Origin of the sequence: Pedobacter zeae (genome assembly GCF_014196715.1) — a bacterium.
Classification (GTDB): Bacteria; Bacteroidota; Bacteroidia; order Sphingobacteriales; family Sphingobacteriaceae; genus Pedobacter; species Pedobacter zeae.
Genome location: NZ_JACIEF010000002.1, coordinates 342,899 through 368,068, shown reverse-complemented (window position 1 = coordinate 368,068; position 25,170 = coordinate 342,899). Strand labels below are relative to the sequence as shown.

Sequence of the window (25,170 nt, the reverse complement as noted above, 5' to 3'; positions counted from 1 at the left end):
AAACAATAAAAACATATTCAAAATGAAAAAGTATAAAATCGTGACAGCAGCATTATTGATGGTAGCAGGCGCTACTGCATTTCATGTAGCAGACGACATTCTCGCCAAGCTAAATTTACAACAGCAAGATGCACAACAGGCTATCCTTAAAAATCTGGTTGGCCAGCTTTATTTAGAACCGATCAATGAACGGACGGTTTTTGGTCATACAGACGATGTAGAAGCACAAATGCGTGCATTCCGCACACCTCGAATTGCTAAAGCCAACATCGCTGCAATGATGAGCGGCAATAAAGCCGAAGCTGCCAAAGAACTGTGCAACTATGTAAAAAACTACCTGCACAGCAAAACATTTATAGTCCAATACCATAAAGCCAGAGATGCCGCAAAACCGACCAGCGAACCTGTTCGGATGGACGCTGCCGCAGTGGTGTCGATGCAAAAGAATGTAAAGGACCAGGAAAAAAATCTAGCCGACCTGAGAAAAAATAAAATGGTACCGGCAGCAATGACTGAAAAAATGGAACAATTCATTGCCGAACATAAAAGAACCCTGGCCAATAACGAAGACCCAACGCCCAATAAGACCAAATGGATGAAAATGTACCCTGAAGACCCTTCTGTCATCATCAAAACACGGTTGCAAGAGTATCTTTCGCTTGCTGCCACTGTTGATTTTAATGCAAAATTGAACGGGCCCAATAAATCTGGTAATATGGAGTTTGTAAATCCTGCGTACGAAAAGAAAAGCCTGAAATGGAAAGCTATATTTCGTGCAGGAAAAGAGGTAAACGACGTAACAATGGCATTTGTAAGCCAATGGCTTAAAGAAGGGATAAAGCTGAACAGCATGGTCATGGTCACCCCATCTGCTTCAAAAAGCGAAGGCAGCAGTAACAGCTCTACCTCATCAAATGACGAAAAACCGCAAAAAGGTCTTTTTAATAAAATAAAGTCGGTGATAAAACAAGGCCAGGAGTAATGCGAAGCACTTTTGAGGGCCCGCTAAACAAACCGGAAAAATGGAACGCCAAGGCCCGGCATAATAACAGGAAAGACCGGGCCAATTGGGTTAAAAAATAAAACAGGATGAAAAGGATATGCTATTTTCTGTTGCTGCTGGCCACCACAGGGGTAGCAAAGGCGCAAGAACAAACCTTCGATGTAGCTACATTTAAAGCCCCTGCCGGCTGGAAAATGGAGACCGGGGATAATTTTTTTGCTTACAGCCGTATTGACGGTGGCAGTTGGGCGCAGATCATTATTTACAAAAGCTCGGCCAGCAAAGGCAGTGTTGAAGCCGATGCTGCCAGCGAATGGAATACATTGCTTGCTTCACAGCATGCCATGGATCAGGAGGAAAGTACAAAGCCAGAGTCGGGCGATGGCTGGGATGTCATGAGCAAAAGTGGCGTTTATCAATTTAACGGAACCAATGTAGCAACCATACTCACCACTTACTCAAACCGACAAAATTGCTTCAGCGTAGTACTAAAAGCAACCGCGAAACCTTACCTGAAAATGTACCAGGATTTTATTGCAACGCTAATTGCACAGGCACCTGTTAAAAGCACACCAAAAGCCCATGATCTGGGACCAGACAATATACAACACAAATCAGACTTTAAATTTACAACCACCAACTGGGACGACAGCTGGGTAAGTAAGGTAAAGGAAAACTGGGTGGAAGTAAGCAAGTCTGGCATAAAAGTGCTGATTCATTACCCCAACCAACTGGTGGATGCCTACAGCTCCGAGAAGTTACAGGGCGACCATAGGGCATGGACCAAACTCATTGAGCCCAGATACAACAGCATCAACAATGTACAGGAACGAGGCATACAAGACTACCAATCTGTTACTTTTTTTACTGCGGATGCCACAGAAAAAGCTAGCGGAAAAAAAGTATACCTGGTACTCTTTAAAAAGCATTACGATAAAGGAAATGGCCGTTATTTGGAAGTGGTGGCTGATAGCAAAGCTGTTTTTGAGAAAGAATTTGGCAACAACTACATCAACAAATCCAGCTGGGAATACCTAGACCAGGTAAAATCATGGGACAAACTGGCCAATATGCAAAACCGCAATAAATTTTCTGTCGCAGCCAGCGATCTTATTGGCAAATGGAGTGCATCTGATTATGCCTCGCTTTCTTACTATTATGTAAGTAGTGGCGGCTTTGCTGGCGCTACGGCCACTTCCATTTCAGATGAATTTACTTTCCTGCCGGGTAATACCTATCAAAGCGATCACGCAGGCGCATCGGGTGTGGCAGGCAATCAAAAATTTTCCAGGCAAGTGTACAACGGCAATAGCCTAATTACCGAATGGAGCATTACATTAACCAATCGTTTTCAAGGACAACCTGAAAAATATAACAGTTATTTTGAGGCCATAAAAGGCGGGCGGATATTGGTGCTTACCGATAGGAACAATTCTGTGAAATGTTTAGTAAAGCAACCAGCTAATTAACAATTTCAATGAAAAATCACAGCATAACTACTACAATACTCTTTATCGTATTTCTTTTAGCAAACAACACTTTTGCACAACAAAAGGGTAGCTTAACCATTAAGATTATTGGTATTACCCCACACGAAAAATTTGTATTTAAAGACATTAAGAACAAACCATTAACATTTACCAGATCTGCAACCCAATATTTGGGTGTTTTCGATTATGGTACCCCATACAAATTTGTACAGGTTAGCGGTTTAAGACAGGCTAAGCTAAAAAATAGTGAAGGCAACATAAACAGCAGCGAAGCTATGGTAGAAATAGACTGCACCCCTGCAGAAAAAAAGTTAGAATTGGTAAGCCGCAGTTCCGATTCGAAAGCCTTTGGTACATTTTATGGTAGTGTTTCAGCATCCGTAGGTGGTATAAAAGGGCCGGGTATAAACCAGGGCCAGTATGTTGCCTATATGACATCCTGGAATGTTGATCCTAAACATGGTGGAAAGAACAGACAGATCATTTGGTTTAACCGTGGAAATGGCCGGACAACATTAGTGAGCAAAGGTTTAGATGGTTTAGGAGGAAACAATGACAGCTACGAAGCTGTTGTAGATGTTAGTGGTTATAATGTAGCCTTCGAGAGTCATGCCAATAACCTTGTTAAGGGCGATATAAACAATGTAAGTGACATATTTATCTGGAATCTGGTAAGCGATACGGTCCGTTGCCTCACTTGCGACGGTAATTACGCATCTTCATCGCCATCGGTGTCTAAAAATGGCGATTTTGTTGCTTTTCAATCTAAGGCCAATAACCTTACTGCAGGTGTAGATGGCAAAAATGTTACCAATGTTTACCTGAAAAACGTACGCACCGGCGAAACGCTATTGATCAGCAAAGAGCCGCTAACCGGCAAAGGTTTAGGTGGTGCACACCCCTCTATTTCTGAAGATGGTTCTCGTATTGCATTCGTTTCCAACTCAGACAAATTGGTTGCCGGAGACAACAATCGTTTATGGGATATTTTTATTTGGGAAAAAGACAAACCTGTGCTGAAACGGATTTCGTTCACTGCATCAGGTGCCGAACGAAATCAGGGGAACGAAAGCAGCGGACGTATTGTAAAACCAAACATTTCGGGGAATGGCAAATTTGTAACATTTGCAACAACAGCAAGTAATATGTTTGAAAAAGAGACTTCCTCTACCCTGCAACAGGTCTATGTAGCCGAAATTGAAACAGGAAAAATTATCAGGGCGAGTGAAACCAGTGCCGGTATTGCGGGCAACAAAGACAGTCCAATTGCCCAGGGCGATAAAATAGCCATTTCATACGACGGGAAGTTGGTGGCATTTCCCACTGCCGCTACAAATCTGGGCGGGAACATCATTTTGAAAAATATAGAAACCGGTAAAATTCAAGCTTATGGCACTCCCGGAAATGGAGGTGTGGGCACCGTTGCCATTTCTCGAAATGGCAACACCATCGTGTTTCCTTCAAGCGAAAAATTAGATAAAAAATACAACAGCACAGGGATTTTTGCAATATCCAACTAAGGTTAAAATAACACCTTATGAATCAGGTTTTCCGGTCTTTCAAGTGTATAATAACAAAACCTGTATAAAATATTCTAGCACCTGAAATTCAGCACATCTTTGATTTATTGTTAAAAGGCTTTGTCTGGCGAAAAGAACAAAGCCTTCAAATTCAGGAAAAGTTAAATAAACTTTAAACCAGGCTTACTTAAACTTTAGATTTAACGATACGATATTGGAAACCAGGCTTGTTGACCGGGAGTAATGGCCATACCTTAACTCAAGCATGTTTAGCCTCTGCCAACCAAAAACTCCTTTAGGTGGCGCAAACCTGATCCCTGCTCCATAAAAGTCACTGGTGAGTGTGGAAAGGTCATAATCACTTGTGAAATATTGTTCAGATGGCAGGTGCTGCCCGTAAGGTGCAAAATATTTAGTTCCTGTTTGATTATTATAACGGTAGAACGGGCTTACAGAAAAGAACGAATTGATCTTAACAGGAATTTCGAGTTCTGCAGTATGCGCCTTTATTCCCCAGTTATCCATGTAATAGCGGTAAAATGTACGAATTACAAAACGGTCGTCTAAAAAATAGTTCATCCGCAAACCTATCGGTAATTTATATCGTTTGTCGGGAAGGGTTTCAGCACGCAAAGAACCATCCGTAAAATAATCACGTTGATATTTGGTAGCCAGTAAACCTTTTTGGTAAGATGGCTCCAAAATCAGAGAAGCCTGGAATTTCTGATTGATGACCTGCGCGAGGGAGAATGATGCACTGAATGAATTCCTTGGAGCAGTATCATATTGCTCCTCTTTTCTCCCACCGGTATTACCCGTTCGCAGTTCGATCGGTAAGATTACTGTCCACTGGTCTAAAAAGGCCTGAAGTTTAAAGTCAAACTGCGTATTTTTATCTTTTGATAACCGTGTAAGGTTAAAAGCTGCACCTAAAGACTGGTAATCGAACTCCGTTGAATACGATCCCGTAAAGCCAAAAGAATTCCCGGTTTCTTCATTGGAGTGGGTCCAGTTTAGCGAAGGATAAATACGCGTATCGGCAGACGAAGCTGAAGAAATAGTGCTGGGATCGATCTTATCAGAAGAAGCTGAAGTATAGTGATCTACACCGAGTTCGAAAAGAAAGGTGTTCTTTTTACCCCTTTTATTAAATTTGGATACCTGAAGATCAATGGTATTGGCAAAATCGCTCAGTTTCTCCGTGCCAATACCACCTGTAACCGCCGAATTATTTCCATTTTGATGGTAGTAGGCCGAAACCAGGTTAATCTCATCAATTTTTAGCTTTCGCGACTGATATCTGCTACTATCTACCCGGGCAGGCTCAGGTTTAGTTTGTGCATAGGTGCTTAAAATACCGAAGTACATAAAAAGCACATGAAGATATATTTTTTTCATTTTCTAATCCTCGTGTTAATTACAGCCACAACCTCCACCACTTTTGCCCCCATTGGCGCCTGAAGCACCCTCGCGGTAAAGCTGAAAACTCTGTTCGAATTTTTGGGCTTTACGGGCCGAAAGAATCATGTCGGCATCGTTGAGCTTACTTTTCTGATAAGGCTTAACACTGCTGCAGGCGCTTAACATGCCTATTACTGAAAATGCAGCGATTGCCGTCAGGACAAATGTTTTTGAACTTTTCATATTTATATCACATTAATATTATCAGAGGTAAAAATCTTATCATGATCATCGATTACGATACAGGCTACTTGTTTAATTTGGTTAATCAGCTCGAGTCCAACCTTCACCCCCATTACCACAACCGGTGTGGCCAGCGCATCTGCCAACTCAGCACTCGGGCAGATAATACTCACACTCTTCACACCACTTACCGGCAATCCTGTTTTAGGGTCGATGGTATGCGAATAGCGTTTTCCACCGATAGTAACATATTTTTCATAACTCCCAGAAGTGGCGATCGCCATATTACTGATCTTAAGCGAAGAAAATGGCCTGTTGGTCTGTTCCGGATCGGCTATACCTACCGTCCACGGATAGCCGTTAGGCTGCGTACCCCAGGTAACCAGGTCGCCGGCAGCATTCACGATTCCGCTGTTTATGCCCATCTGCTGCAGCAGGAGTTTAGCTTTATCTGCGGCATAACCTTTTCCAATCCCGCCAAATCCAATCCTCATGCCTTTATTTTTGAGAAAAACAGTCGAACACGCTTTATCTAATACCACATTCCGGTAATCAATAAGTCCAACTGAAGCCAATGCCATCGCTTCATCAGGTAAACTGGTCATGTTTTGATCGAAATTCCAAAGTCGCTTATCTATCGATCCGTAGGTGATATCAAAAGCACCATCTGTAATTTCTGAGATTTTGATAGACCGCTCAATAAGCCCTATCACTTCAGCATCAACCTTTACAGCCTTTAAACCTGCATTCTCATTAATCAGACTGGTCTGACTGTTGTCGCTGAAAGTGGTTAGCAGGTATTCTATTCTCCTAACCTCGGCTATTGCAGCATCTATCGCGATATTACCTTCTTCTATATTTTCGGCAATTACCGTAAACTCAAAGCGGTTTCCCATGAGTTTAAGCACCCTGTTTACAGAAACTGGTTTAGCCATCATGAAATTATTTTTTTAGTTTATCGATTTCAGCAACAAAAGCTTGTGCACTCTCATTTGGGAAACCATCCCAGCTTTTAAGTACCTTTCCATTTTCGTCTACCAGAACAGTAAAAGGGAACTTGCCATCCTTATTGTATAATTCGGCCAATGATTCATTTAGTTTAATTTGCTCTTTTGGAAGCTGGTTTTTCTTCAGTCTCGGAAAATCTGCTCTTACAAGTAACAGATGGGCAGCGGCGTATTGTTCAAAGTCTTCAGATTCCAAAATCTCCCTGCGCAGACGGATACACGGACCACACCAATCAGAGCCGGAGAAATTAATCAGGATCTGTTTGTGGGTAATCTTTGCTTGTTTTTGTGCCTCTGAAAAATTCCCCATCCATATTGCCGGAACGGCGAAAAGCCCTAAAAGGGCAACAAATAGTAATTTCATAACTAAGAATAAATTTTTAAAGTAGTACCTGTAAGCTGTTTATTATAAACTGTTGATGAAGGAGAAGCAAGTTCGCTCAATACTGCTCCATTCCTGGAAAAACCCACCCCACGTGCTGAGCTCATTACGGTACTGTAAACGAAATCCCTTCTATCCATTTTTTTATAGTTAATATGATCAATTCAATAAATACTCAACCAAAACACTGGTAAACAATCATTTAATACCAACCAGGTTCAGGTTAAAAAATCATAAGTAAAAATTCTATCTATAAAAAGGCTTTAAGATTCCGAATCCTCCGGTTATCTTTTTATCCGGGAATACAGATAAAAAACAACCATTGGTAACAAAGCTATGCGCAAAGTCTGAAGACATTCTGAAGTTTTGAGATGAAATCTGTTAAATATTGTTAATCACGAATTAAAGATTAAGTGTAAACCGGGTTCGATATTTTCTGATCGAAATTTTTTGAATGAACAAGAGTTCCATCAATAGATATGATTTAAAAAAAATTCCATGTCTTTTCATGATATTGCTTTACCCGGCATCTTTTTTGTTACAAAGAATGCTATGAAAAGGAATGATGTAATCAGTGCGCTCTTAGGTATGTTGATTATGGCCATCACTTATTGGCTGCTGTTTTATAAATTCTCTACTCCTAAAGAACATAAAGAAGTGAGAATATCTTCCTCAGCACCACCGTTAAAAAACTTAGAATAATCACCCCCTACTACGCTTTATCTTAAAAAAATCCTGAGTTTTAGTTTGGGATGGAATGGGCTGAATAAAAAAAAACTATAAATTCTATAGTTTTTATAGTCTTTGTAAAAATTATTTTTATATTTGCTCGAACATGTTGAATAACATTAAAGCTTAAAAAAATATGATGCCCAATCTATTTATTTTTTCTATGCAAGTGTATCCTTCCTGTTGTTGTTAATGCAACAGCGCTCATCAAACTATTTTCTATAAAAACAATTACTGGCCCAAGGCTGACTGCAGAAGTGTAGCCTTTTTTAAACAACCTTACAAAATGAGCTAACGTCTATCCTAAAAAACAAAACCGACAGGGAAGCCCTGCCGGATATGATTTGATCACCAGCGTAACGCCAATCACTTCTGGTCATCAAGTTTTACTAACAATTCGAATTATTAAATAAAACCGTATAAATATATGGAAAAATCTGTCCATAGAAAAAAAATGGCCGTCAGGCTGATGACATTTCTTGCAATTGTCATACTTACCAAAAATGCCAGGGCGCAGCAGGAAAACACCCCGGTTATCAACTCCACCTTAATAGGATCAGTAAAAGATTCGGTAACCAAACAGCCCATAGGCAACGTGGTATTGTCTATAAAAGGAACTACACATGCCGTAACCAGCGCACCTGACGGAAGCTTTTCATTCCGTACCGGTCAAAAATTCCCTTATACCCTCAGGGTAAGTTTTATTGGTTATCAAACCAAAGAGATCGTGGTAGATGGAAGCCCGATTACCATTTTACTGGCAGAAAAAGCAGGTAGCCTGAATGATGTTGTGGTGATGGGCTATGGCAGCCAGAAAAAAAGCGATGTTACCGGATCAGTTGCCTCGGTTTCTAAAAACCTGTTGGCACAACCCACAGCAAGTTTTGACAACATGCTGCAGGGCGGCGTTTCGGGTATCGGCGTCACACAAAACTCCGGGCAACCCGGCGGCACAGCAACGGTGCGGATCAGGGGCGGTAATTCCATCTCCTTTGGAAATGCACCACTTTACGTTATTGATGGTTTTATTGTATACAACAATAACGACAATGTTAACATTGGTTCTATTGGTACCAGTTCAAATGCTCTCTCTACAATTAATCCAAGCGATATCGAATCGGTAGAAGTGTTAAAAGACGCCTCGGCAACGGCCATTTATGGTTCGAGGGGGGCCAATGGTGTAATTATCATCACCACAAAAAAAGGGAAGAAAGGTGTAAATAATGTAAATTATAGTGCCTATTATGGTACGCAACGGGTAGCCAGAAAGCTGAATTTATTAAATGGCAGCCAGTGGGCAGCATTAATAAATGATATTAACACGAGCGATGGTGTACCCAAAACCTATACCGATGCACAGATCGCAGCTTTTGGCGCCGGATCAGACTGGCAAGGATCGGCATTAAGCAGCGCACCCATTTTTAATCAGGAACTTTCTGTTTCAGGAGGAGATGAAAAATCGAGGTATTTAATTTCGGGCAATTATTTTAAGCAGGATGGTGTAATCACCAATTCGGGTTATGAAAGGTATTCGGCCAGGATAAACTATGAAAAAGACATTTCTGAAAAATTTAAGGTTACTGCCAATTTTTTCGGGAGCAGATCAATAGAAAACAAGCTGGCAGGAAGCGCTTATAACAGCATTAATTTTAGCAATGCCTATGCAAGCCTAATCCTTACGGCTCCTATTGCCCGGATCAAAAATGACGATGGCAGTTACAACACCAGTAATCCTTTAAATGCCACACCAACCAACCCGCTGCAGGATATAGCGACCACTACAAACCAAAATACCCTCAACCGCATTTTGGGCAACGCCGCCGCAGAATATAAGATTTTAAAAGAGCTGACGTTAAAAGTAACTGCCGGGGTAGATCTCCTGAATACAAATCAGCAGTATTACGCCCCCTCCTTCACAGCCTCGCCGGCAGGGGCATCAACCGGGTACGCCACCAAAGGCTATGCAGCACTCGGCTCGGGCAATACACTGAGCTGGCTAAACGAAAATACCTTAACCTATAACCACACCTTTGCCGAAAAACATTTTTTAAATGCGCTGGTAGGCTACAGCACACAATACGAAAACGGTAAATCTTTTACCACGTCTGCCCAGCAGTTCCCCAATGATTTAACTACTTTCGATAATTTATCGTATGCGGGCATTGCTAACCTGCCCGGCTCTGCTGCACACAGTTCGAGCCTGAATTCGGTTTTGGCACGTATCAATTATTCTTACCTGCATCGGTACAATATTACCCTATCAGAAAGGGCCGATGGGTCTTCAAAGCTTGGCAAAGAAAACAAGTGGGGCTTCTTTTCTTCTGTCGGAGTTTCGTGGAATGTAAACGACGAAGAATTTTTCAGGCCATTTCAAAATGTAGTGAACAGCTTTAAAATCCGGTTAAGTGCAGGGCAAACAGGAAATTCGGAAATCCCGCCATACAGTTCGCTTTCGTCGTTATCGCCAAGCAATTATTACCTGGGCAGCAAGCTCGTTACCGGAATATCGCCTATCCAGATTGCGAACCCCGATTTAAAATGGGAAACCACCACCCAGTATAACGCAGGCCTGGATTTGGGATTTTTAAACAACCGCATTTCGGTTACTTTCGATGTTTACAGCAAAAAAACCACTGATTTATTGCTGAATGTGCCATTGCCATTATATACGGGTTATGCCAGCGCTTTAAAAAATATCGGCAGTGTATCCAATCGCGGTATTGAACTCTCTTTGAACACGGAAAATATTAAAACACCAGATTTTAACTGGAAGAGTACAATCATTTTTAGTGCGAACCGGAATAAAGTGCTCAATTTGGGCGAAAATGTAAAAAGTTTCTTCCCGGTGGCACCAACCGGACAGGTATCGCCTGTAATTGTCCAGGTGGGTTTACCTGTGGGTACATTTTGGGGTTATCATACCAACGGACTTTTAACCAGTGCCGATCTTAGTAATGGCACCCCGTTGTTGGGCGGTGTGCCGCAACAGGTGGGCGACACGAAATATGTAGATAGCAACCAGGACGGGATTATAACCACGGCCGATAAACATAGCCTTGGCAGTGCACAACCAAAGTTTACGGGCAGTTTTAGCAATACTTTTAATTATAAGGGTTTAGACCTGTCGATATTCTTTCAGGGTTCTTATGGGAACAAAGTATTTAATTTATTGCAGCAGAGCTTAGAACGGCCAACGCTCACCCAAAATGCTTCGGCTACCCTGTTAGACCGCTGGACACCCCAAAACCAAGGTGCAGTTGTTCCCCGCGTAACCAATTCGCCGGTACCCCAGGTAACCGACCGCCTGATAGAAGATGCCTCGTACCTGAAGCTTAAAAACGTTTCACTGGGCTACACTTTTAAAACCGGATGGGCAAATAAAATCAGGCTGAAAAATTTAAGGTTTTACATTTCTGCCCAAAACCTGTTCACCATTACAAATTATACCGGCCTCGATCCGGAAGTGAATTTTTACGATAACGACAACACGAAACAGGGAATCGACTTTGGGACTTACCCCGCCACAAGAACCTTTTTGGCTGGTTTATCCATCACCCTATAACGAGCATATACAGATGAAAAGAACAATCACTCAACCTATAATCTGGTTATTAGCAATCATCACAATAACATCAGCGGCCTGCAAAAAACTCGAAGAAAACCCAAGTTCGATCATTGTAAGTTCGCAGTTTTTCAAAACCCAATCTGATGCCATCTCCTCGGTTAATGCGGTGTATAGCTCCTTGAACAGCGATCCGAACGGCGATTTCCCTTTGTATGGCCGTCAGCTCAATTTATTGGTCGAAAATGCAAGTGATAACCAGATTTTTAGCCCGAGCAATACCAATCCAGATGTAAGGGCACTAGGCGTATCAACCTATATCCCATCTAATAGCAGAATACTAAAAGTTTGGCAACAGCTGTACTATGGCATTAATAAGGCAAATATTGCCATTGATAATATCCCTAATGTTGCAGCCGATACCGTTTTAAAAAACAGGCTGGTTCGGGAAGCCAGGTTTGTACGGGCCCTGCTTTACTTTAACCTTGTGAGGTTATACGGCGATGTGCCACTGATCCTGCACGAGCCTAAAAGCGTAAACATTGAAGATTTATTGATCAAGAGAACCGCTGTTGCCACCGTATACCAGCAAATAATAGCCGATTTAACAGAAGCCACCAATTTGCCTAAAAACTACAGCACAAGCGATTTAGGCAGGGCCACATCTGGCGCAGCCCATTCGTTGCTGGCAAAGGTATATGTTACACAAAAACTATGGCCCAGCGCACTTGCCCAGCTCAACACCGTAATTAATGGTGGCTATGGTTATGCCCTATTTCAAAATTACAGGGATGTTTTTCAAAAAGCCACAAAAAATGGCATAGAACATATCTTTTCTGTACAGTTCGAAAGCAATCTCGGTGCAAAAAATGTTGTACAAAACCTTAGTCAGAGTTTTACCTCATTTAATACCGGGACCTTCCCGATTGATGTACCGGCCAATAAAAGTGTTTATGCGCTTTTTTCTGCCGCTGATACCAGGCGCGAAACCACCTTTTACGATTCGGTTTATAACGCGGCAACCGGCAAGTATGTGGTTTTTAAAAATGCCTACACCCCCTATTTTAACAAATTTGTTGATTATACGCTGACCCCTTTAAATACCCAGGCCCAGAGCGGGATAAACTATCCGGTAATCAGGTATGCTGATATATTGCTGCTTTATGCAGAAGTAGTAAACAACCTTAACGGACCAACTGCCGAAGCATACAGTGCCATTAACAAAGTAAGGGCAAGGGCAAAAATTGCAGATTTAACACCTGGTTTATCTGCAGATGCCTTTAGAGACTCTGTTTTCCTGGAGCGCAGAAAAGAATTTATACAGGAAGGACACAGATGGTTCGACCTGGTACGGCAGGGCGGGAATGTTTATGTGGATGCGCTCAAAAAAATACCTGAAAAATCGGCTGTGTCCTTAAAAAATATCTTGTTCCCTATTCCACAGACCGAAATAGAACTGAATACGCTGCTTACCCAAAATCCGGGATATAATTAATTATTCATTTATAAAACTCAAGAAAAAAATGACAGCATCAGACTTTAACATCTTAGGTAAAAAGATATTGGTGGGCATCATTGTAACGCTGATCCCCTTTATCATCATTGTGGGTGGCCTTTACCTTACCCAGCGTTTGCTGGGCGATAAGCCATCACCACAGGTTATTCACAAAAACTAAATCATGAACCATGAAACTGGAAGAAAAAACCCGACAAAAAATCATTAGAAATGCGGCATTAAGCCTATTCATCTATGTTTTACCCATTGTCTTAATGTTCGTAACCTTTTACATTACCGGCGAGAGGCCCTGGCTAAAACAACAGCACAAAGCTGAAAAAACTAAATCTGTAAACCCTAAAAATTCATCAAGCAATGGAACCAGTGATTAATTTTATCAAAAGCGTAATCGAAAACCTGAATGGTTTCGGTTTCCCCTTTTTAGTATTCTTTATCGGCGTACTCGAATTCTCTTTTGGATTGTATAAAGGCAAATGGCCGAAAAACGAACGTTTTGTTGATATAGCCTGTTTTACCCTGCCAAGATTGGTCATCAGGCCTATAGTGGCGTATTATGGTTTAAAGTTTTTACCGGCCGTGCTGCCTGGCTTAAAAAACACCTTTGAGTGGGTACCTTTCTTTTGGGGCTGCATTATTATAGCCATTGCAGATGACCTTACCCAGTATTGGTACCACAGGCTACACCATGAAATTCCATGGTTATGGCGTTTTCACCGTACGCACCATTCCGCACCCTATATGGGAATGGCAATGGCCAGCAGGCAAAATGCCATTTATACCTTGTTTTTTTCGCAAACCTACCTCACTACAGCATTGGTGTATTTAGGGCTGGGTATACCTGCCATCGTGGTAAGAGGAATTAAAAGTACCATTACCACCCTGGCGCACTCGAGTATTCCCTGGGATAAACCTTTTTATAAATACAAAATCCTGCACCCGCTGGCCTGGGTATTGGAAAGAACAATCTCTACGCCGGCTACCCATCACGCACATCACGCAGCAACTACAGATGATGGCGTAGGTTACTATAAAGGTAACTTTGGCAACATGTTTTTCTTATGGGACATTATTTTTGGCACCGCTTTAATTAGCAGAAAATACCCTAAAGCCTATGGTATCTCGCATTATGAAGGCGACCAATGGTATGCGCAGCTATTATGGCCAATATTTAAATCGAAAGTGGCTGGTAGCGAACTGGCAAAAGACGGACCGGTTGTGAGGTTAGATGAACCAATTGCCGCACCGCCCATCCATCATAAATCAGATGAAGATTTAGACGAAGAGGAATATTATTACCGCCCGAACGCAACGCTCGTTAAAAATTAGTACCAAAGAGGCTGTATCATATTTGTAATTTCCTGTCTGACTTGTGACGTTGAGCTTGTGCTGGGCATGACGAAGTATTGAAACAACTTTTTAAGATATTAAAAAATGTCCTTCGACAAGCTCAGGATGACATTGCTTATGATACAGCCTCTTAATTTTAGCTTATATTTTGCCCTAACTTCTGCAAAAATAAATTCAGATCATCTTCTTTGCCCAGCCCCAGTTTTTGTTTAATCCGGTAACGGCTCATGCGCACACTTTTAGGTTCGATGCCCAAACGGATAGAAACTTCTTTATTGGTTAAACCCATCAACATGTAGGAGCAGTATTTTAAATCGAGCCGGGTAAGTGTTTGGTTCGCTTTCTCCTGCAGGCGTTCAAAAAAAGCAGGATTAGCGTCAACAAAATCTACCTTATACTCCTCGAACTCTTTATCCATCCTTTTCTGCTGATTTACAATCCGTTTAATCTGTTCATCAAGCGAAAGATGGCTCTCGTTGTTTACCTTGTCAGAGATGAGCTCGAGCAGTTCATTCTTTTCTTCAATCTGCAAATTACCGGCTAACACCTCTTTTTCCAGGCGTTCCTGCCGCTCTTTAAGTAAAGCCTGCTCGGCCTTCAACTGTAAAGCCTCGGCTTCTTTTAATTGCGCTTTCAGCTCTGCAGCGTCCTTTTGCTGGTCAATTAATTCCTGTTTCCTTACCGAGGCTTTGAGCTTATAGTTGTAGGAGATTAATAGAAAGAGTAAGGCCACTATCCCTGTAAGCCCCGAAATGATGTAAAAAACATTTAATTTTTTGGTATAGGCACTCTGCTGATGGAGATAGGCAATTTCCTGTTCTTTTTTTTCAGACTGATATTGTGCCTCGATCCTGACGGTATTATTTATTTTTTCTTCGTCGAATGCTTTTTTATAATTCGCCACATATTCTTTGAAATAATTCAGCGCTGCTGCCTTATCTCCTTTTTTCTCGGCTATATTGGCCAGTGCCTGAAATATTCTCGACTTTGTAAGGGGCATTTTAACCACCCCATCTTCAATTTTGCTCAAACCTGCCAATAATATCTTTTCGGCCTGAACATAATTACCATCTCTCAGGTAATATTCACTTTTTAATCCATAACAGTTTAATAAGATCTCCTGCAAATTTGTTTTGGTGGCAATTTCGATAGCCTCATCCACATATTTTTCGGCACTATCGCGATAGCTGGCCGGGAAGTACTGAAAATAGGTATTTGCGGTATTTAGGGCTACGGCCGCCGTATTGCTGTACACCAGCAAACGTCCTTCCTGTTTTTTGGAGAACCAAAGCGATTTTTTATAAACCTTTAAAGTCGAATCCAGTAGATTACGTTTGGTGGTATCCAGTTTAAAGCGGTCAAAAAAAGTTTGTCCTATAGTAAAATAAGCATTATTCAATGCATCTGCCTGCTGGCTTTTAACTGCAGTCAGGTAGCACAGATCGGCATACTGCTGTTGTTTCGATGGGTTATTTCCATATCCATAAAAACTGGCCAGGTAATGATAGATCGTACTCTCATATTCATAGGCATTTTCTCCCTTAAAAAAATCGAGTGCTTTAAACATTTTGGCAATAGATTTATCGTTTTCATCGTTAACGAGGTCTAACCAGCCATTTCTGAACCAAACAAAACCTAAGGTAACCCTATCTTTCGTTTTCCTGGCATAGTACATGGCACTATCAAGGCTTTGATAGGCTTTTTTCATGTCCTTTTTCCAAACATACAAATGTACAAGTGTTGCATAGACCATTGCTTTACTTTTGCCATCCTTTAGACCGGCACTAACCTGGAGGGCCTGATCGGCCAATTGGAAAGATAGTGGAAGTTTTTTTTCAAAATTGGCCTTTGCCAGTTTACACAATAGCGTTACACGTTGCTCTTGGCTTGTACCTTTTTGTACAAGTAAACGGTTTAACGAATCGGTATAAATTTTTTGGGCTTCTGCACTTTTTAAAAAAAAGAAAAGACAAACCGTGAGGCTTACTAAGTTTTTCAGTGGTAGCTGCATATTCAAAAATAGGAAAGAAACACTTTTACAAAAGCAGAATTACAATAAATAAATGGAATTAAGCCCTTTAAAGGCCTCTTGTAGTCTACTTGTAGACGTTAGTGGAGAATCGGGTAGTCGCTGTGTAGCCTTCCTTTTCTTGGTCGAGGATACAACTGCCCATAACTTTGATTTATTCAATTCACCAAAAAATTTAAGCACATGAAACAGAAAACAATGGCCATTGTAGCCTACATTACCTTAATTGGTTGGATCATTTCTTACCTGGAATTTAAAAAATCAGCAGAAAAAAGCAGGCTGGTGAATTACCACCTCGGACAATCGCTTGGACTGATCATCACCTCTATTGTGTTAAGCATTGTGAGCAGTATTATTTTAGCGGTTATCCCCTCTTTAGGCGCTATCTTTTATCTTATTTTATTCATTCCGTTTGTATTGTTATTACTTGGCATCATAGCGGCCAACAACGAACTGGAGAAACCTGTTCCACTTATCGGAAAAATATTTGAAGGGAAGTTCAATTTCGCTTCTTAACCTTAAAAACATGCTTATGAAAACTAAATGGTATAATAAGGTCCTGATCGTATTTTTGTTGCTCTGCAGCTTTAATGCCCTTGCACAAAATGAGACACAGGCAGAAATTGAATTAAAATTAACAGACAACGCCACCAATATGGTTCATAGTTACAAGCTTTATGGGGCCAGTTATTCATTAACCAATCCTTTTTATCAGCGCGACGGCAAATTGATTAACCATGGCAATTGCAGTATTAATATTGAACTCGGCCAGGACCCTGACGAATTGCTATTGAAATGGATGGCTGGGCTACTTAAAAATACATCGGGCGTAATTACGATGGTAACCCTGAACAAGGTACAAGAACCCCGTAAAATGACATTTACAGACGGACGGCTTGCAGCTTCGTCAGAAAGCTTTTTTATTACGGGAAACGGTACTTCGCCACAGATGAGCTTTTACGTAAAAACGCTGACTGTTGATGGTACCACTGTATTTTCAGAATAGAAACTGCGTATCAGCATGCTCTATAACCTGTTATTATTGAAATAAATGGCAAAATATTTGAACAAAGCATGCGTGCTTAAAGTGTAAAAATGATGATGAACCCCGAAATTTATAAACAACAATTTACCACGGATGATACCCCAGGCTGGCAGGCAATAGATGATGAGCTGGAAAAAATATATGGTGATAATGAAGTCCGTCATTACGGGCCGCTGTGCGGGCTTCATTATGCGGCCGGCGGAACAGACCCGATAGATGGTGCCAGTATTTACGACAGCAGCCATCAAACGTTTCACCGGCACATCATTAGCTACGGCATGAGCGAACTGTATTATAATGAAGAAAAAGCCGGCGGCGAATTTAGCAAGTGGGGATTTGAGTTCACCTTTAGGCTGGCGCCATTTAAAGACGACCAAAACGATCCTATCTGGGCCATAGAGGTAATGAACAACCTCGCCCGGTATGTATTTTCGAGCGGTAAATGGTTTGAGGAGAATCATTTTATCCCCGCTAACGGACCCATACGGTTAAATACAGATACCAAAATAACAGGCTTTGTTTTTGCCTTGGATCCGGAGTTGGGAAAAATAGAAAGCCCTCATGGCGAAGTAAGTTTCCTTCAATTGGTAGGCATTACAGATGCAGAAGTAGAACATCTGAAAAAAAACCCGACAATGGGTGCTGTAAAAGAGTTGATTGAAAATCTGAAAAAGGATAACCCACTCTTAATCACAGATCTGGACAGAAAATAATTTAGAAATCCTGCGCAAACCGTTATGATACAAAGAAACATCCTTTTCGTCACGCTGATTTTGATTGTTTCCTCTTGCCAATCTAAAAAGGCAGTCGATTTAAAAACTGTCCTGGAGCAAAAGGAACAGCATGTTTTCAATATAATGCTGGGTAAAAACGGTCCTAATGAGCGGAAACTGAAGTGCCTAATTGATGGTGATTTTGAAGGTGCTCAGCAGGCAATAACCGAAGAGGAAAGGGCGTTCGATAAAATCATCAATGAAATAAATGCACTGGAAACAGGGGATATTAAATGGGGCAACCAACTAAAATCGGCAACAAGTAACTATTATAAGGCGATTAAAGAATTCGAAATTTTTGACCGCTTAATTATTGTCCAGCAACAGATTAGTCAAAATAAAACAAATACTGAAAAAATACGAGATGCCGCAATACGCCAACAAGGGCAACTATCAAGGAACAAGCTGAAAATGCGCAAAATAATCAATAAACAAGAACAGCTATTGGCCACAGTACAAAAACGGTTCAATTTGCTTAACCATTTACATTAGCCTGTTTTTCACCCTAATAACACTTAGAAAACCTAAAGCTTTAAACCATATTCTGCAAAAATAAATTCAAATCCTCTTCTTTGTTGAGTCCTAGTTTTTGTTTCACCCGGTAACGGCTCATGCGCACACTTTTGGCTTCGATATGCATTAACTGCGCAATTTTTTTGGTATCCATTTTTAGGTGCAGGTAAGCGCACAATTTGAGGTCGAGCGAGGTGAGTTTTTGCTGCGCCCTTTGATTTAACTGAGAAAAAAATTCGGGGTGTACCTGCTGGATCTGAAATTTAGCTTCTTCGAAATCATGATCCAAAAGCAGTTCTTCGTTCCAGATTTTATTGATATTGAGCTGGTGGTTATAGCTAAGCTTTTCTTTGATCTGAAAAAGCATTTCTTTTTTATGTTCCAATTGCAACTGATTGGCCATTACTTCTTTCTGCAATTGTTGCTGTTGGCTCTCCAGCAGCAGCTGTTCTGCCTTTAACCTCGCCTGTTCTTCTTTTTCGAATTTCATCTGCAGTTCGGCATCCTGCTTTTCCAGATGCAGCTGTTTTTCGCGCTGCAACGAGTACCGTAACCTAAAGTGGTAAGAACGGAACATAAATATAAGCCCGAGTACCGAGGCGATTGCGATACCAATATAAAGGTACTTTTGCTGCCGGGCATATTTTTCACGCTGTTTTAACAGTTTTACCTCATTGTTTTTTTTTTCGGCCTCATACTGTACTTCCAGTTTCTGGGCATTTAAAGTTTTCTTCTCTGCAAAAAGTCTACTGTTGTATTCTGTTGCTTTTTTCTGGAATTCGAGGGCCTTTTCATAATTTCCCTGTTGCTCGTAAAAGTTCGACAGGGCATTTACCACGTTAATTAAAGTGTAGTAGTAGGGTACTTTTTGATTTTTCATGAGGCTATAGGCTTCCTGTAAATAAGCTTCTGCCATTACAAAATTTTTGTCTCTCTTGGCATATTCACTTAAAATACCCAAACCACTGGCCCTTAGTTCTTCTCCGTTTAATGCCCCTTTCATTACTTCGTTAGCCATACTGGCATAGCGGATGGCATTGTCTTTTGCCCGCCCGTCGGTATCGGAGAAATACCTCAGGTAATAATCGGCACTGTTGATACAGGCAATACCATAGGTTTTTCGGGCAACGTATTTCGGGTATTGAAGGTAAAGGCTTTGGGCCTTGTTCAGATAATAGATAATGCTATCGCGGAATACTTCTTTTTTTGTACCGGCATAATTATAATCGGCAGCAACCGATAAGGCGATGTAACCATTGCTCTGCAGGTTATAGTCTGTAGTTTTTAATGCATTTTCTACAGCCAGGCGCGCATATTTATTTATATTTTTTACATCGTCCCAACGGGTGTTCAATGCATATAACTGGTAATATATTTTTGCAATAATATAAGCATCGTACTTTTTCTCTAATGCTTTAAGGCCAAGCTGGCAGTATTTGGTTACCTGTTCATTATTATCGATGGCATTATAAAACAAGGCCTGTGCAAAATAGGCATAGGCCAGGGCTATGGGCTGCCGCGACCGTTGCGCAACAGTTAGCGCAGTATCAGCGGTCTTTTTTAATAATGCGAACTGATTGGTATTGGCATAAACGTTAACCAATACGGTGTATGCCTTTGTGGCTTCTTCATCATTTTTGAATTTTAAGGCCAGGCCTATACTGCTCTTAGCTCTGGTAACCGCAGCTTGGTAATCGCCTCCAATTCTGCTCCGCTCCGCCAACTGGGTAAGAAGGGCAGGTTTATCTTTTTCGCTAAGATTGCCTAGTGCTGCACTATCTAACATTGTTTGCGCATTGGCCATAAAAGAACCCAAAAACATTACCACTAAGAATATTACGCTTTTCAGAACCAGGTATTTCATATTGTAAAATTAACATAAAGATTGAAGCCAGGGTAGTGTTGTAGACGAAAAACAAAAATGAACAAAAACCATAAAATACTGAAAAACAACAAGTTATTAACATATGTAGATGTATTGTAGACGTTTTTAAAAAGTGTCGTAGATGCTCTGTAGGCGGTAAAAACTTTAAAAACCTGATGATTACCCTCAATTTTGATTCAAATAATTTTTCAATCTAAAAAACAGAAATCATGGACAACAAGACCCTTTCAATCGTTTCGTACATCACCCTCATTGGTTGGTTGGTAGCGTATTTTACCGGAAAAGATAGAGCCGATGCTTTGCTTAAATATCATTTAAGACAATCGTTAGGCCTTGCTATTGTAAGTATCATATTCAATATAGCTTTTACGATCATTGCCAGTATAGTACCTGGTTTATCCTTTTTAGGATTTGTAGGTTATGCATTTATCATTCTGTGGATTATAGGGATCATTAATGCCGCCAATGGTGCATTGAAACCCATTCCGCTTATTGGCAAATGGTTTGAAGACAAATCTTCGGTTGTTGGTAAATATTAATAAAGAAGTTTATGCGCCTCAACATCAAAAAAGTCATGCTTATGGTGATGGTTTTTACCATCACCGCATGCGAATTTTCAGTCAATACGCCTGAAGAATATTTCGACCAGGCCGCACTAAATACCAATGATATATCGCGCTTTGGTGCATACTATTTTGAAGGTTACCAGAAATACCTCAAAAATGTATCGGGCCCGGGCAAAGTAACCGGTTGCGAAGAATACCTAAAAAATTCAATTGACAGAGCCGAAAAGACCTTGGAAAAGGTAAAAAAACTGCGCCCAACTCCATCGGCTAAACCCATGGTAGATGCTTCTGTAACCTTTTACAACTATGTTTTAACAAGTTACAAAAACGAGCACCTTAAAATAGCCAGAATGATCGATAAGCATGAGCCGGAGCAAGAGATTAACAAGGCCTTAACAGAACTGGATACCAAGCAGTATGATGCGTTTATAGAGAAATACAATGCGCTTTGGAAACTTGCAGAAATATATGCGAAGGATAATAAGATTGAAGTAAAAAAAATGCCTTTTTAGCCAATTAATCCGTCATAAAAAGAAAAACCGGTGTGGAGCGATAGATACATTTATTACAACATTAAAAGTGACCTGCAGCACAGACAGAAGGCAGAAACCGGAAGTGTAATGAAGATACTGCTACAGAGCGGGAATTTTGTGCAGAAAGATCATCAAAGCTTAAGTAACGCTGATCATTTCCCCTGGGTGAGCATCACACTGGTGGAGGCAAAAAGAGGAGGCTTTTCTTCATCTAAAAGGCAAACAGACTTTATTAATTTGATTGATATTGTTTGCAGCAGCGGAAAAAATACAGATCAGCAGCTATACCTTAAAACTTTTTTAGCAATAGCCGAAAAATTACAGTGGAATTTATACCTGGAAGCCGATGATGAAGGAAATGAAAACGTAATCATTGAACGTATGCACTAATTCCATCATCCGGTAGTTCTTTCATTTAGGTCATCAAACACCCCAATTAAAATTGCCCGGGAAAAACACCATGAAAACTTGGATAAATGGTTTAAAAAGGACTTTGGAGAGGCCTAAAAGGAACATACGCATACGTAATATATCAAATTCATTTTCAACCCATTAAAACAAAATGCAAACATTTAACTATTTCGAACAAGAAGGTAATACCTATAAATTAAAGGTGCAAAAAGGACTATTTTACACCATTACTTTGGGCTGTATTGCTGCCATAATTGCCATATTGATGTATAGCACCAGCAAGGCGACATTTTTATACGTTGCTTTCTTCGCTTTTGTAGGTGTACTGGGCATTTTGCGTACCACAGGTGTTATTGCTTTTGACAACCAAAGCCGCGAAATACAGCGTAAACGTTTTTTCTTCAGTACCCCTGTAAACTATAGTTTTGATGATTTTGATCATTTCCTGATATCAAAGCAAAAAAGCTACTTCATTACAGTAAGTATCCAGGCCATTATGGTGATGAGAAAGAACAATAAAACCCGACATATTTTACTGGCACAAACTTTATTTACGGCAAAGCCCCTTCAAAAACTTAGTGAAGAAATCAGTACGATAATGGGCCTGACCCAAAATTAAAAATATGCTGTTATGGCATTTATACAAGCCTGCTTCCTTCACCCGGCTGTAGGCCAGCCCTAAATACCTAAAAAACAGGAAAATTATAAGATATGGCAGCCTATCATTTAAAAATAGAAAACGGCAAACTCAGCTTTCAGCCCGAACGGGATTACAGGGGCAAGATTTTGTTTTTCGTACTCCTCGCTATTGGGATATTCGTGGTAACACCGATGCTCGATCTCTATCCTGATACGCAATGGGGTGTAATGGCCATTGGTTTGGTATCAGCGCTGACAGCGCTTTATGATTTTATCTTCCATTTTAATGTTACCTATATTTTCGATCAGTATACGAGACAGGTATACAAAAAAATTCCCGGGTTATTTACCCGCAAAATTATGGCTTTTGAAGAAGTCTATATTCTCCAGGTTCAGGAAGATGGCCTGTTACATTATGCCTTATCACATAAAGAGAACAAATATGGTAAAAGCTTCGCCATTAGTCAACCATTTGGCACTAATCGCAAAAGCCAGGTAAGACAGGAACAGTTTGAAATGGAAGTGTTAACGGAAATTGAAAGAATGATACAGTTCAGCATTCAATAAACTAAGATCATTAAATAAAAGATTCACCTACCTAACCTAAAAGACATGAGAGGACTTTCGATATTCTGGATCATTTACATGTTGTTTTTCGCTATTCCGTTCCCCATGTGGATCTATTACAGCACTAAAGACGACAGCTTATCCAACCTGATGGGTGAGAATCCCTGGTATCCGCTCTCTATGCTTGCTCTATCTGTACTCCTTTGGGCTATATTATTGATCGGTTATTACCAGAAATGGGTGATCCGCACCTTTTCGATTAAACGTAATATAGAAAAACTTAAAACTACGGGCGAACCCCGGGAAGCCAAAATACTGGAGTCGTCAAAAATAGATAAAAGAGGCGCGGCTTACGATACCTACGAACTTATGTTACAGTTTAAAAACCTGAGGGGCAGTACAATTATGCACAAAACCACTGTAAATGATACAAAACCTTATGAACGCCGTTACGAAACAGGTAAAACGGTTGGCATCCTGTTAGATAAAGAGGTAAACAAAGTTCCTTATTTTATTTTTGCCACTACAGAAGTAAGCATAAAAAAAATGCACCTGTTTCTATCTAACCTGGCCTGGCTTGCCTTAACCTCCATTGTGGTTTGGTACTATATTTATTCTTATGATTTAGAAAGCAGGGGCATGGGCTGGCGCTTTATGGGTATTGGCCATCCTTTATTAACCTGCGCCTTTACGCTGCTTGTTTACCGTGTTTTCGGCACTTTTATCGCTCATAAGTTTACCGGCAAACCCAGTCAGTTGTACCTGATCAAATTTAAAGGTACGCATACTACTGCCCGGGTGCTCAAAGTCAGCCAAAGCGGAACTTATATCAACGAGCAGCCTATGATCAATTTTGAACTCGAATTTACCGATGATTTTAATCACAAGCACCGGGCAAGCATTAAAAAGATAGTAGATCTACTTGATCTGGACAGCGTTAGGCAGGAATACTATTCTATTTTTTACCTCAAAGAAGATCCGCAAAAAATTGCTTTTGAAAAAGACCTGAACGAACTTAAAGGAGAATTCTGATGAAAAACCGAAGAAAACTTTATTGCCTGATTGCACTGTCCGGTTTACTGGGTTTAAGCTGCAGGCAGATCACCAAAAGCGTAGATGAAACTTTTCATCCCAACGATTCGTTGGTTAAAAAATATGATCAGGAAAACAGTCTTCGAGAGAATGGAGAATATAAAGGCGATACCAAAACATCTTCTTCTACTTCTATACAGCACCAACAGCAAAAAACCATCGTGATAAACGGTGATACCGTTAACACACCCGAAATGGAGCTCAAAGCAAAAGAAATGTTCAACGACATTGAATCGTTAAAGCAACAAAAAAGCCCTGCAACAGCTAAAGAAATCCAGAAAAGGGTAAATAAGTTTCTAAAAGAGATGAAACTTCAGCAAGGTGGCCTTAAAACCATTGATACAGAAAAACCGGCCGTAAAAGCAAAAAAAGGACTACTCCCTACTGCTGAACTGGCTCTGGCTGAAGAACGGTTAAGGCGGCCGCCCCAGTACCGTAATAAAGAAATTATGGTATACCAATCGGTTCATTTTTACGATAATGGCTCCATAAGCCTGATGTTGCAACACCCGGTAAACCCTAAATATGCCGATGCTTATGAATATCGGAATGGCGCATGGTCTGCACCCAAACCGGTATTGACCAGGGATATCGAACGCAGAACATTCCCTTTAAATGGCATGCATTTTTCGGATGCCAGGAAAGTATTTAACATTTATAACGAAAAAGCAGCCCAGGTAGAGGGGGCGGCACCGGCCTCTTCTGTTTACATTTCCATATGGGATGATCATATCCGCTGGTTCCCCGGGAGCATCAGCGGTACCCGTGAGCGCTTCGATATCCAGTTTAACCAGGACGGGACACTTAAAAGCTTCAGGCAGGAGTAACGAAAAAAGGCTTCCATTCATATTGCTTCATCAATAGCCCAAGCAAATCCGGCACCTGCAACATCATACCACAGAACCATTCTAAATAAC

27 protein-coding genes are annotated in these 25,170 nt (G+C 40.8%); 20 read left to right on the top strand and 7 right to left on the bottom strand.

The window, feature by feature from the left end; all coding sequences use genetic code 11:
* The first annotated feature begins 22 nt into the window (after positions 1 to 22).
* The 3 genes from GGQ60_RS07950 (at position 23) to GGQ60_RS07940 (ending at position 4,013) form a co-directional block, all read left to right on the top strand.
* Positions 23 to 982, top strand: coding sequence for a hypothetical protein (locus tag GGQ60_RS07950; protein WP_183762065.1), 960 nt, complete (start codon positions 23 to 25; stop codon positions 980 to 982).
* A 107-nt stretch (positions 983 to 1,089) separates the two neighbouring features.
* Positions 1,090 to 2,472, top strand: a complete 1,383-nt coding sequence (locus GGQ60_RS07945) for a hypothetical protein (RefSeq protein WP_183762062.1) — start codon at positions 1,090 to 1,092, stop codon at positions 2,470 to 2,472.
* Positions 2,473 to 2,480: 8 nt separating this feature from the next.
* Positions 2,481 to 4,013 (top strand): TolB-like translocation protein, encoded by a 1,533-nt coding sequence (locus GGQ60_RS07940; protein ID WP_183762059.1) that lies wholly within the window; start codon positions 2,481 to 2,483, stop codon positions 4,011 to 4,013.
* 183 nt (positions 4,014 to 4,196) lie between these two features.
* On the opposite strand, the gene GGQ60_RS07935 is transcribed toward GGQ60_RS07940, so the two are convergent.
* From GGQ60_RS07935 to GGQ60_RS07915, 5 genes are read right to left on the bottom strand one after another with little or no spacing between them, the layout of a single operon-like run.
* Entirely contained in the window at positions 4,197 to 5,411 is a 1,215-nt protein-coding gene (locus GGQ60_RS07935) for a DUF3570 domain-containing protein (protein WP_183762056.1), read from the bottom strand.
* 15 nt (positions 5,412 to 5,426) lie between these two features.
* Entirely contained in the window at positions 5,427 to 5,657 is a 231-nt protein-coding gene (locus tag GGQ60_RS07930; protein WP_183762054.1) for a DUF4266 domain-containing protein, read from the bottom strand.
* A gap of 2 nt (positions 5,658 to 5,659) precedes the next feature.
* Positions 5,660 to 6,595 carry an FAD:protein FMN transferase gene (locus GGQ60_RS07925; protein ID WP_308421157.1) on the bottom strand — a complete coding sequence of 312 codons (936 nt, stop codon included), beginning with the start codon at positions 6,593 to 6,595 and terminating at the stop codon, positions 5,660 to 5,662.
* A 4-nt stretch (positions 6,596 to 6,599) separates the two neighbouring features.
* A complete protein-coding gene (locus GGQ60_RS07920; RefSeq protein WP_183762051.1) occupies positions 6,600 to 7,028 on the bottom strand; it encodes a thioredoxin family protein in 429 nt (142 codons plus the stop codon).
* Between the two features lie 2 nt (positions 7,029 to 7,030).
* On the bottom strand, positions 7,031 to 7,186 hold the full coding sequence (locus GGQ60_RS07915; protein WP_183762048.1) for a hypothetical protein: 156 nt from the start codon (positions 7,184 to 7,186) through the stop codon (positions 7,031 to 7,033).
* A 412-nt stretch (positions 7,187 to 7,598) separates the two neighbouring features.
* Between GGQ60_RS07915 and GGQ60_RS07910 the strand changes: the two genes are divergently transcribed.
* The 6 genes from GGQ60_RS07910 to GGQ60_RS07885 all read left to right on the top strand — a co-directional run bounded on the left by GGQ60_RS07910 (position 7,599) and on the right by GGQ60_RS07885 (position 14,179).
* Positions 7,599 to 7,748, top strand: coding sequence for a hypothetical protein (locus GGQ60_RS07910; RefSeq protein ID WP_183762045.1), 150 nt, complete (start codon positions 7,599 to 7,601; stop codon positions 7,746 to 7,748).
* 454 nt (positions 7,749 to 8,202) lie between these two features.
* Positions 8,203 to 11,337, top strand: a complete 3,135-nt coding sequence (locus GGQ60_RS07905; RefSeq protein ID WP_183762042.1) for a SusC/RagA family TonB-linked outer membrane protein — start codon at positions 8,203 to 8,205, stop codon at positions 11,335 to 11,337.
* Between the two features lie 13 nt (positions 11,338 to 11,350).
* On the top strand, positions 11,351 to 12,832 hold the full coding sequence (locus GGQ60_RS07900) for a RagB/SusD family nutrient uptake outer membrane protein (RefSeq protein ID WP_183762039.1): 1,482 nt from the start codon (positions 11,351 to 11,353) through the stop codon (positions 12,830 to 12,832).
* A 28-nt stretch (positions 12,833 to 12,860) separates the two neighbouring features.
* A complete protein-coding gene (locus tag GGQ60_RS07895) occupies positions 12,861 to 13,013 on the top strand; it encodes a hypothetical protein (protein WP_183762036.1) in 153 nt (50 codons plus the stop codon).
* Between the two features lie 10 nt (positions 13,014 to 13,023).
* A complete protein-coding gene (locus GGQ60_RS07890) occupies positions 13,024 to 13,224 on the top strand; it encodes a hypothetical protein (RefSeq protein ID WP_183762032.1) in 201 nt (66 codons plus the stop codon).
* Entirely contained in the window at positions 13,208 to 14,179 is a 972-nt protein-coding gene (locus tag GGQ60_RS07885) for a sterol desaturase family protein (protein WP_221235914.1), read from the top strand. The genes GGQ60_RS07890 and GGQ60_RS07885 overlap by 17 nt, the downstream gene beginning before the upstream one ends.
* A 157-nt stretch (positions 14,180 to 14,336) precedes the next feature.
* Here the strand turns inward: GGQ60_RS07885 and GGQ60_RS07880 are convergent, their stop codons facing one another.
* A complete protein-coding gene (locus GGQ60_RS07880) occupies positions 14,337 to 16,211 on the bottom strand; it encodes a helix-turn-helix transcriptional regulator (RefSeq protein WP_183762029.1) in 1,875 nt (624 codons plus the stop codon).
* Between the two features lie 201 nt (positions 16,212 to 16,412).
* On the opposite strand from GGQ60_RS07880, the gene GGQ60_RS07875 reads away from it, so the two are divergent.
* The 4 genes from GGQ60_RS07875 to GGQ60_RS07860 all read left to right on the top strand — a co-directional run bounded on the left by GGQ60_RS07875 (position 16,413) and on the right by GGQ60_RS07860 (position 18,539).
* A complete protein-coding gene (locus tag GGQ60_RS07875) occupies positions 16,413 to 16,745 on the top strand; it encodes a magnetosome magnetite crystal formation protein family (protein ID WP_183762026.1) in 333 nt (110 codons plus the stop codon).
* Between the two features lie 16 nt (positions 16,746 to 16,761).
* Positions 16,762 to 17,235 carry a type VI secretion system tube protein TssD gene (tssD, locus tag GGQ60_RS07870; protein ID WP_183762023.1) on the top strand — a complete coding sequence of 158 codons (474 nt, stop codon included), beginning with the start codon at positions 16,762 to 16,764 and terminating at the stop codon, positions 17,233 to 17,235.
* An 89-nt stretch (positions 17,236 to 17,324) separates the two neighbouring features.
* Entirely contained in the window at positions 17,325 to 17,987 is a 663-nt protein-coding gene (locus tag GGQ60_RS07865) for a suppressor of fused domain protein (RefSeq protein WP_229685039.1), read from the top strand.
* 24 nt (positions 17,988 to 18,011) lie between these two features.
* Positions 18,012 to 18,539, top strand: a complete 528-nt coding sequence (locus tag GGQ60_RS07860; protein ID WP_183762019.1) for a hypothetical protein — start codon at positions 18,012 to 18,014, stop codon at positions 18,537 to 18,539.
* Positions 18,540 to 18,579: 40 nt separating this feature from the next.
* On the opposite strand, the gene GGQ60_RS07855 is transcribed toward GGQ60_RS07860, so the two are convergent.
* Positions 18,580 to 20,424 (bottom strand): helix-turn-helix transcriptional regulator, encoded by a 1,845-nt coding sequence (locus tag GGQ60_RS07855; protein ID WP_183762017.1) that lies wholly within the window; start codon positions 20,422 to 20,424, stop codon positions 18,580 to 18,582.
* A 230-nt stretch (positions 20,425 to 20,654) separates the two neighbouring features.
* Between GGQ60_RS07855 and GGQ60_RS07850 the strand changes: the two genes are divergently transcribed.
* The 7 genes from GGQ60_RS07850 (at position 20,655) to GGQ60_RS07820 (ending at position 25,080) form a co-directional block, all read left to right on the top strand.
* The gene (locus GGQ60_RS07850; protein WP_183762014.1) at positions 20,655 to 20,984 is read left to right on the top strand and encodes a magnetosome magnetite crystal formation protein family; all 330 of its coding nucleotides are present in this window, start codon (positions 20,655 to 20,657) and stop codon (positions 20,982 to 20,984) included.
* An 11-nt stretch (positions 20,985 to 20,995) separates the two neighbouring features.
* Positions 20,996 to 21,523: a hypothetical protein gene (locus tag GGQ60_RS07845; protein ID WP_183762012.1), complete on the top strand. Its 528-nt coding sequence runs from the start codon at positions 20,996 to 20,998 to the stop codon at positions 21,521 to 21,523.
* A gap of 108 nt (positions 21,524 to 21,631) precedes the next feature.
* The gene (locus GGQ60_RS07840; protein ID WP_188834838.1) at positions 21,632 to 21,934 is read left to right on the top strand and encodes a hypothetical protein; all 303 of its coding nucleotides are present in this window, start codon (positions 21,632 to 21,634) and stop codon (positions 21,932 to 21,934) included.
* A 172-nt stretch (positions 21,935 to 22,106) separates the two neighbouring features.
* Positions 22,107 to 22,574 carry a hypothetical protein gene (locus GGQ60_RS07835; protein ID WP_183762008.1) on the top strand — a complete coding sequence of 156 codons (468 nt, stop codon included), beginning with the start codon at positions 22,107 to 22,109 and terminating at the stop codon, positions 22,572 to 22,574.
* Positions 22,575 to 22,666: 92 nt separating this feature from the next.
* Complete coding sequence (locus GGQ60_RS07830) at positions 22,667 to 23,161, top strand: hypothetical protein (protein WP_183762005.1); 495 nt, start codon at positions 22,667 to 22,669, stop codon at positions 23,159 to 23,161.
* A 45-nt stretch (positions 23,162 to 23,206) separates the two neighbouring features.
* Positions 23,207 to 24,193, top strand: coding sequence for a hypothetical protein (locus GGQ60_RS07825; RefSeq protein ID WP_183762002.1), 987 nt, complete (start codon positions 23,207 to 23,209; stop codon positions 24,191 to 24,193).
* A complete protein-coding gene (locus tag GGQ60_RS07820; protein ID WP_183761999.1) occupies positions 24,193 to 25,080 on the top strand; it encodes a hypothetical protein in 888 nt (295 codons plus the stop codon). Before GGQ60_RS07825 ends, GGQ60_RS07820 begins: the two co-directional genes overlap by 1 nt.
* Positions 25,081 to 25,170: the final 90 nt, after the last annotated feature.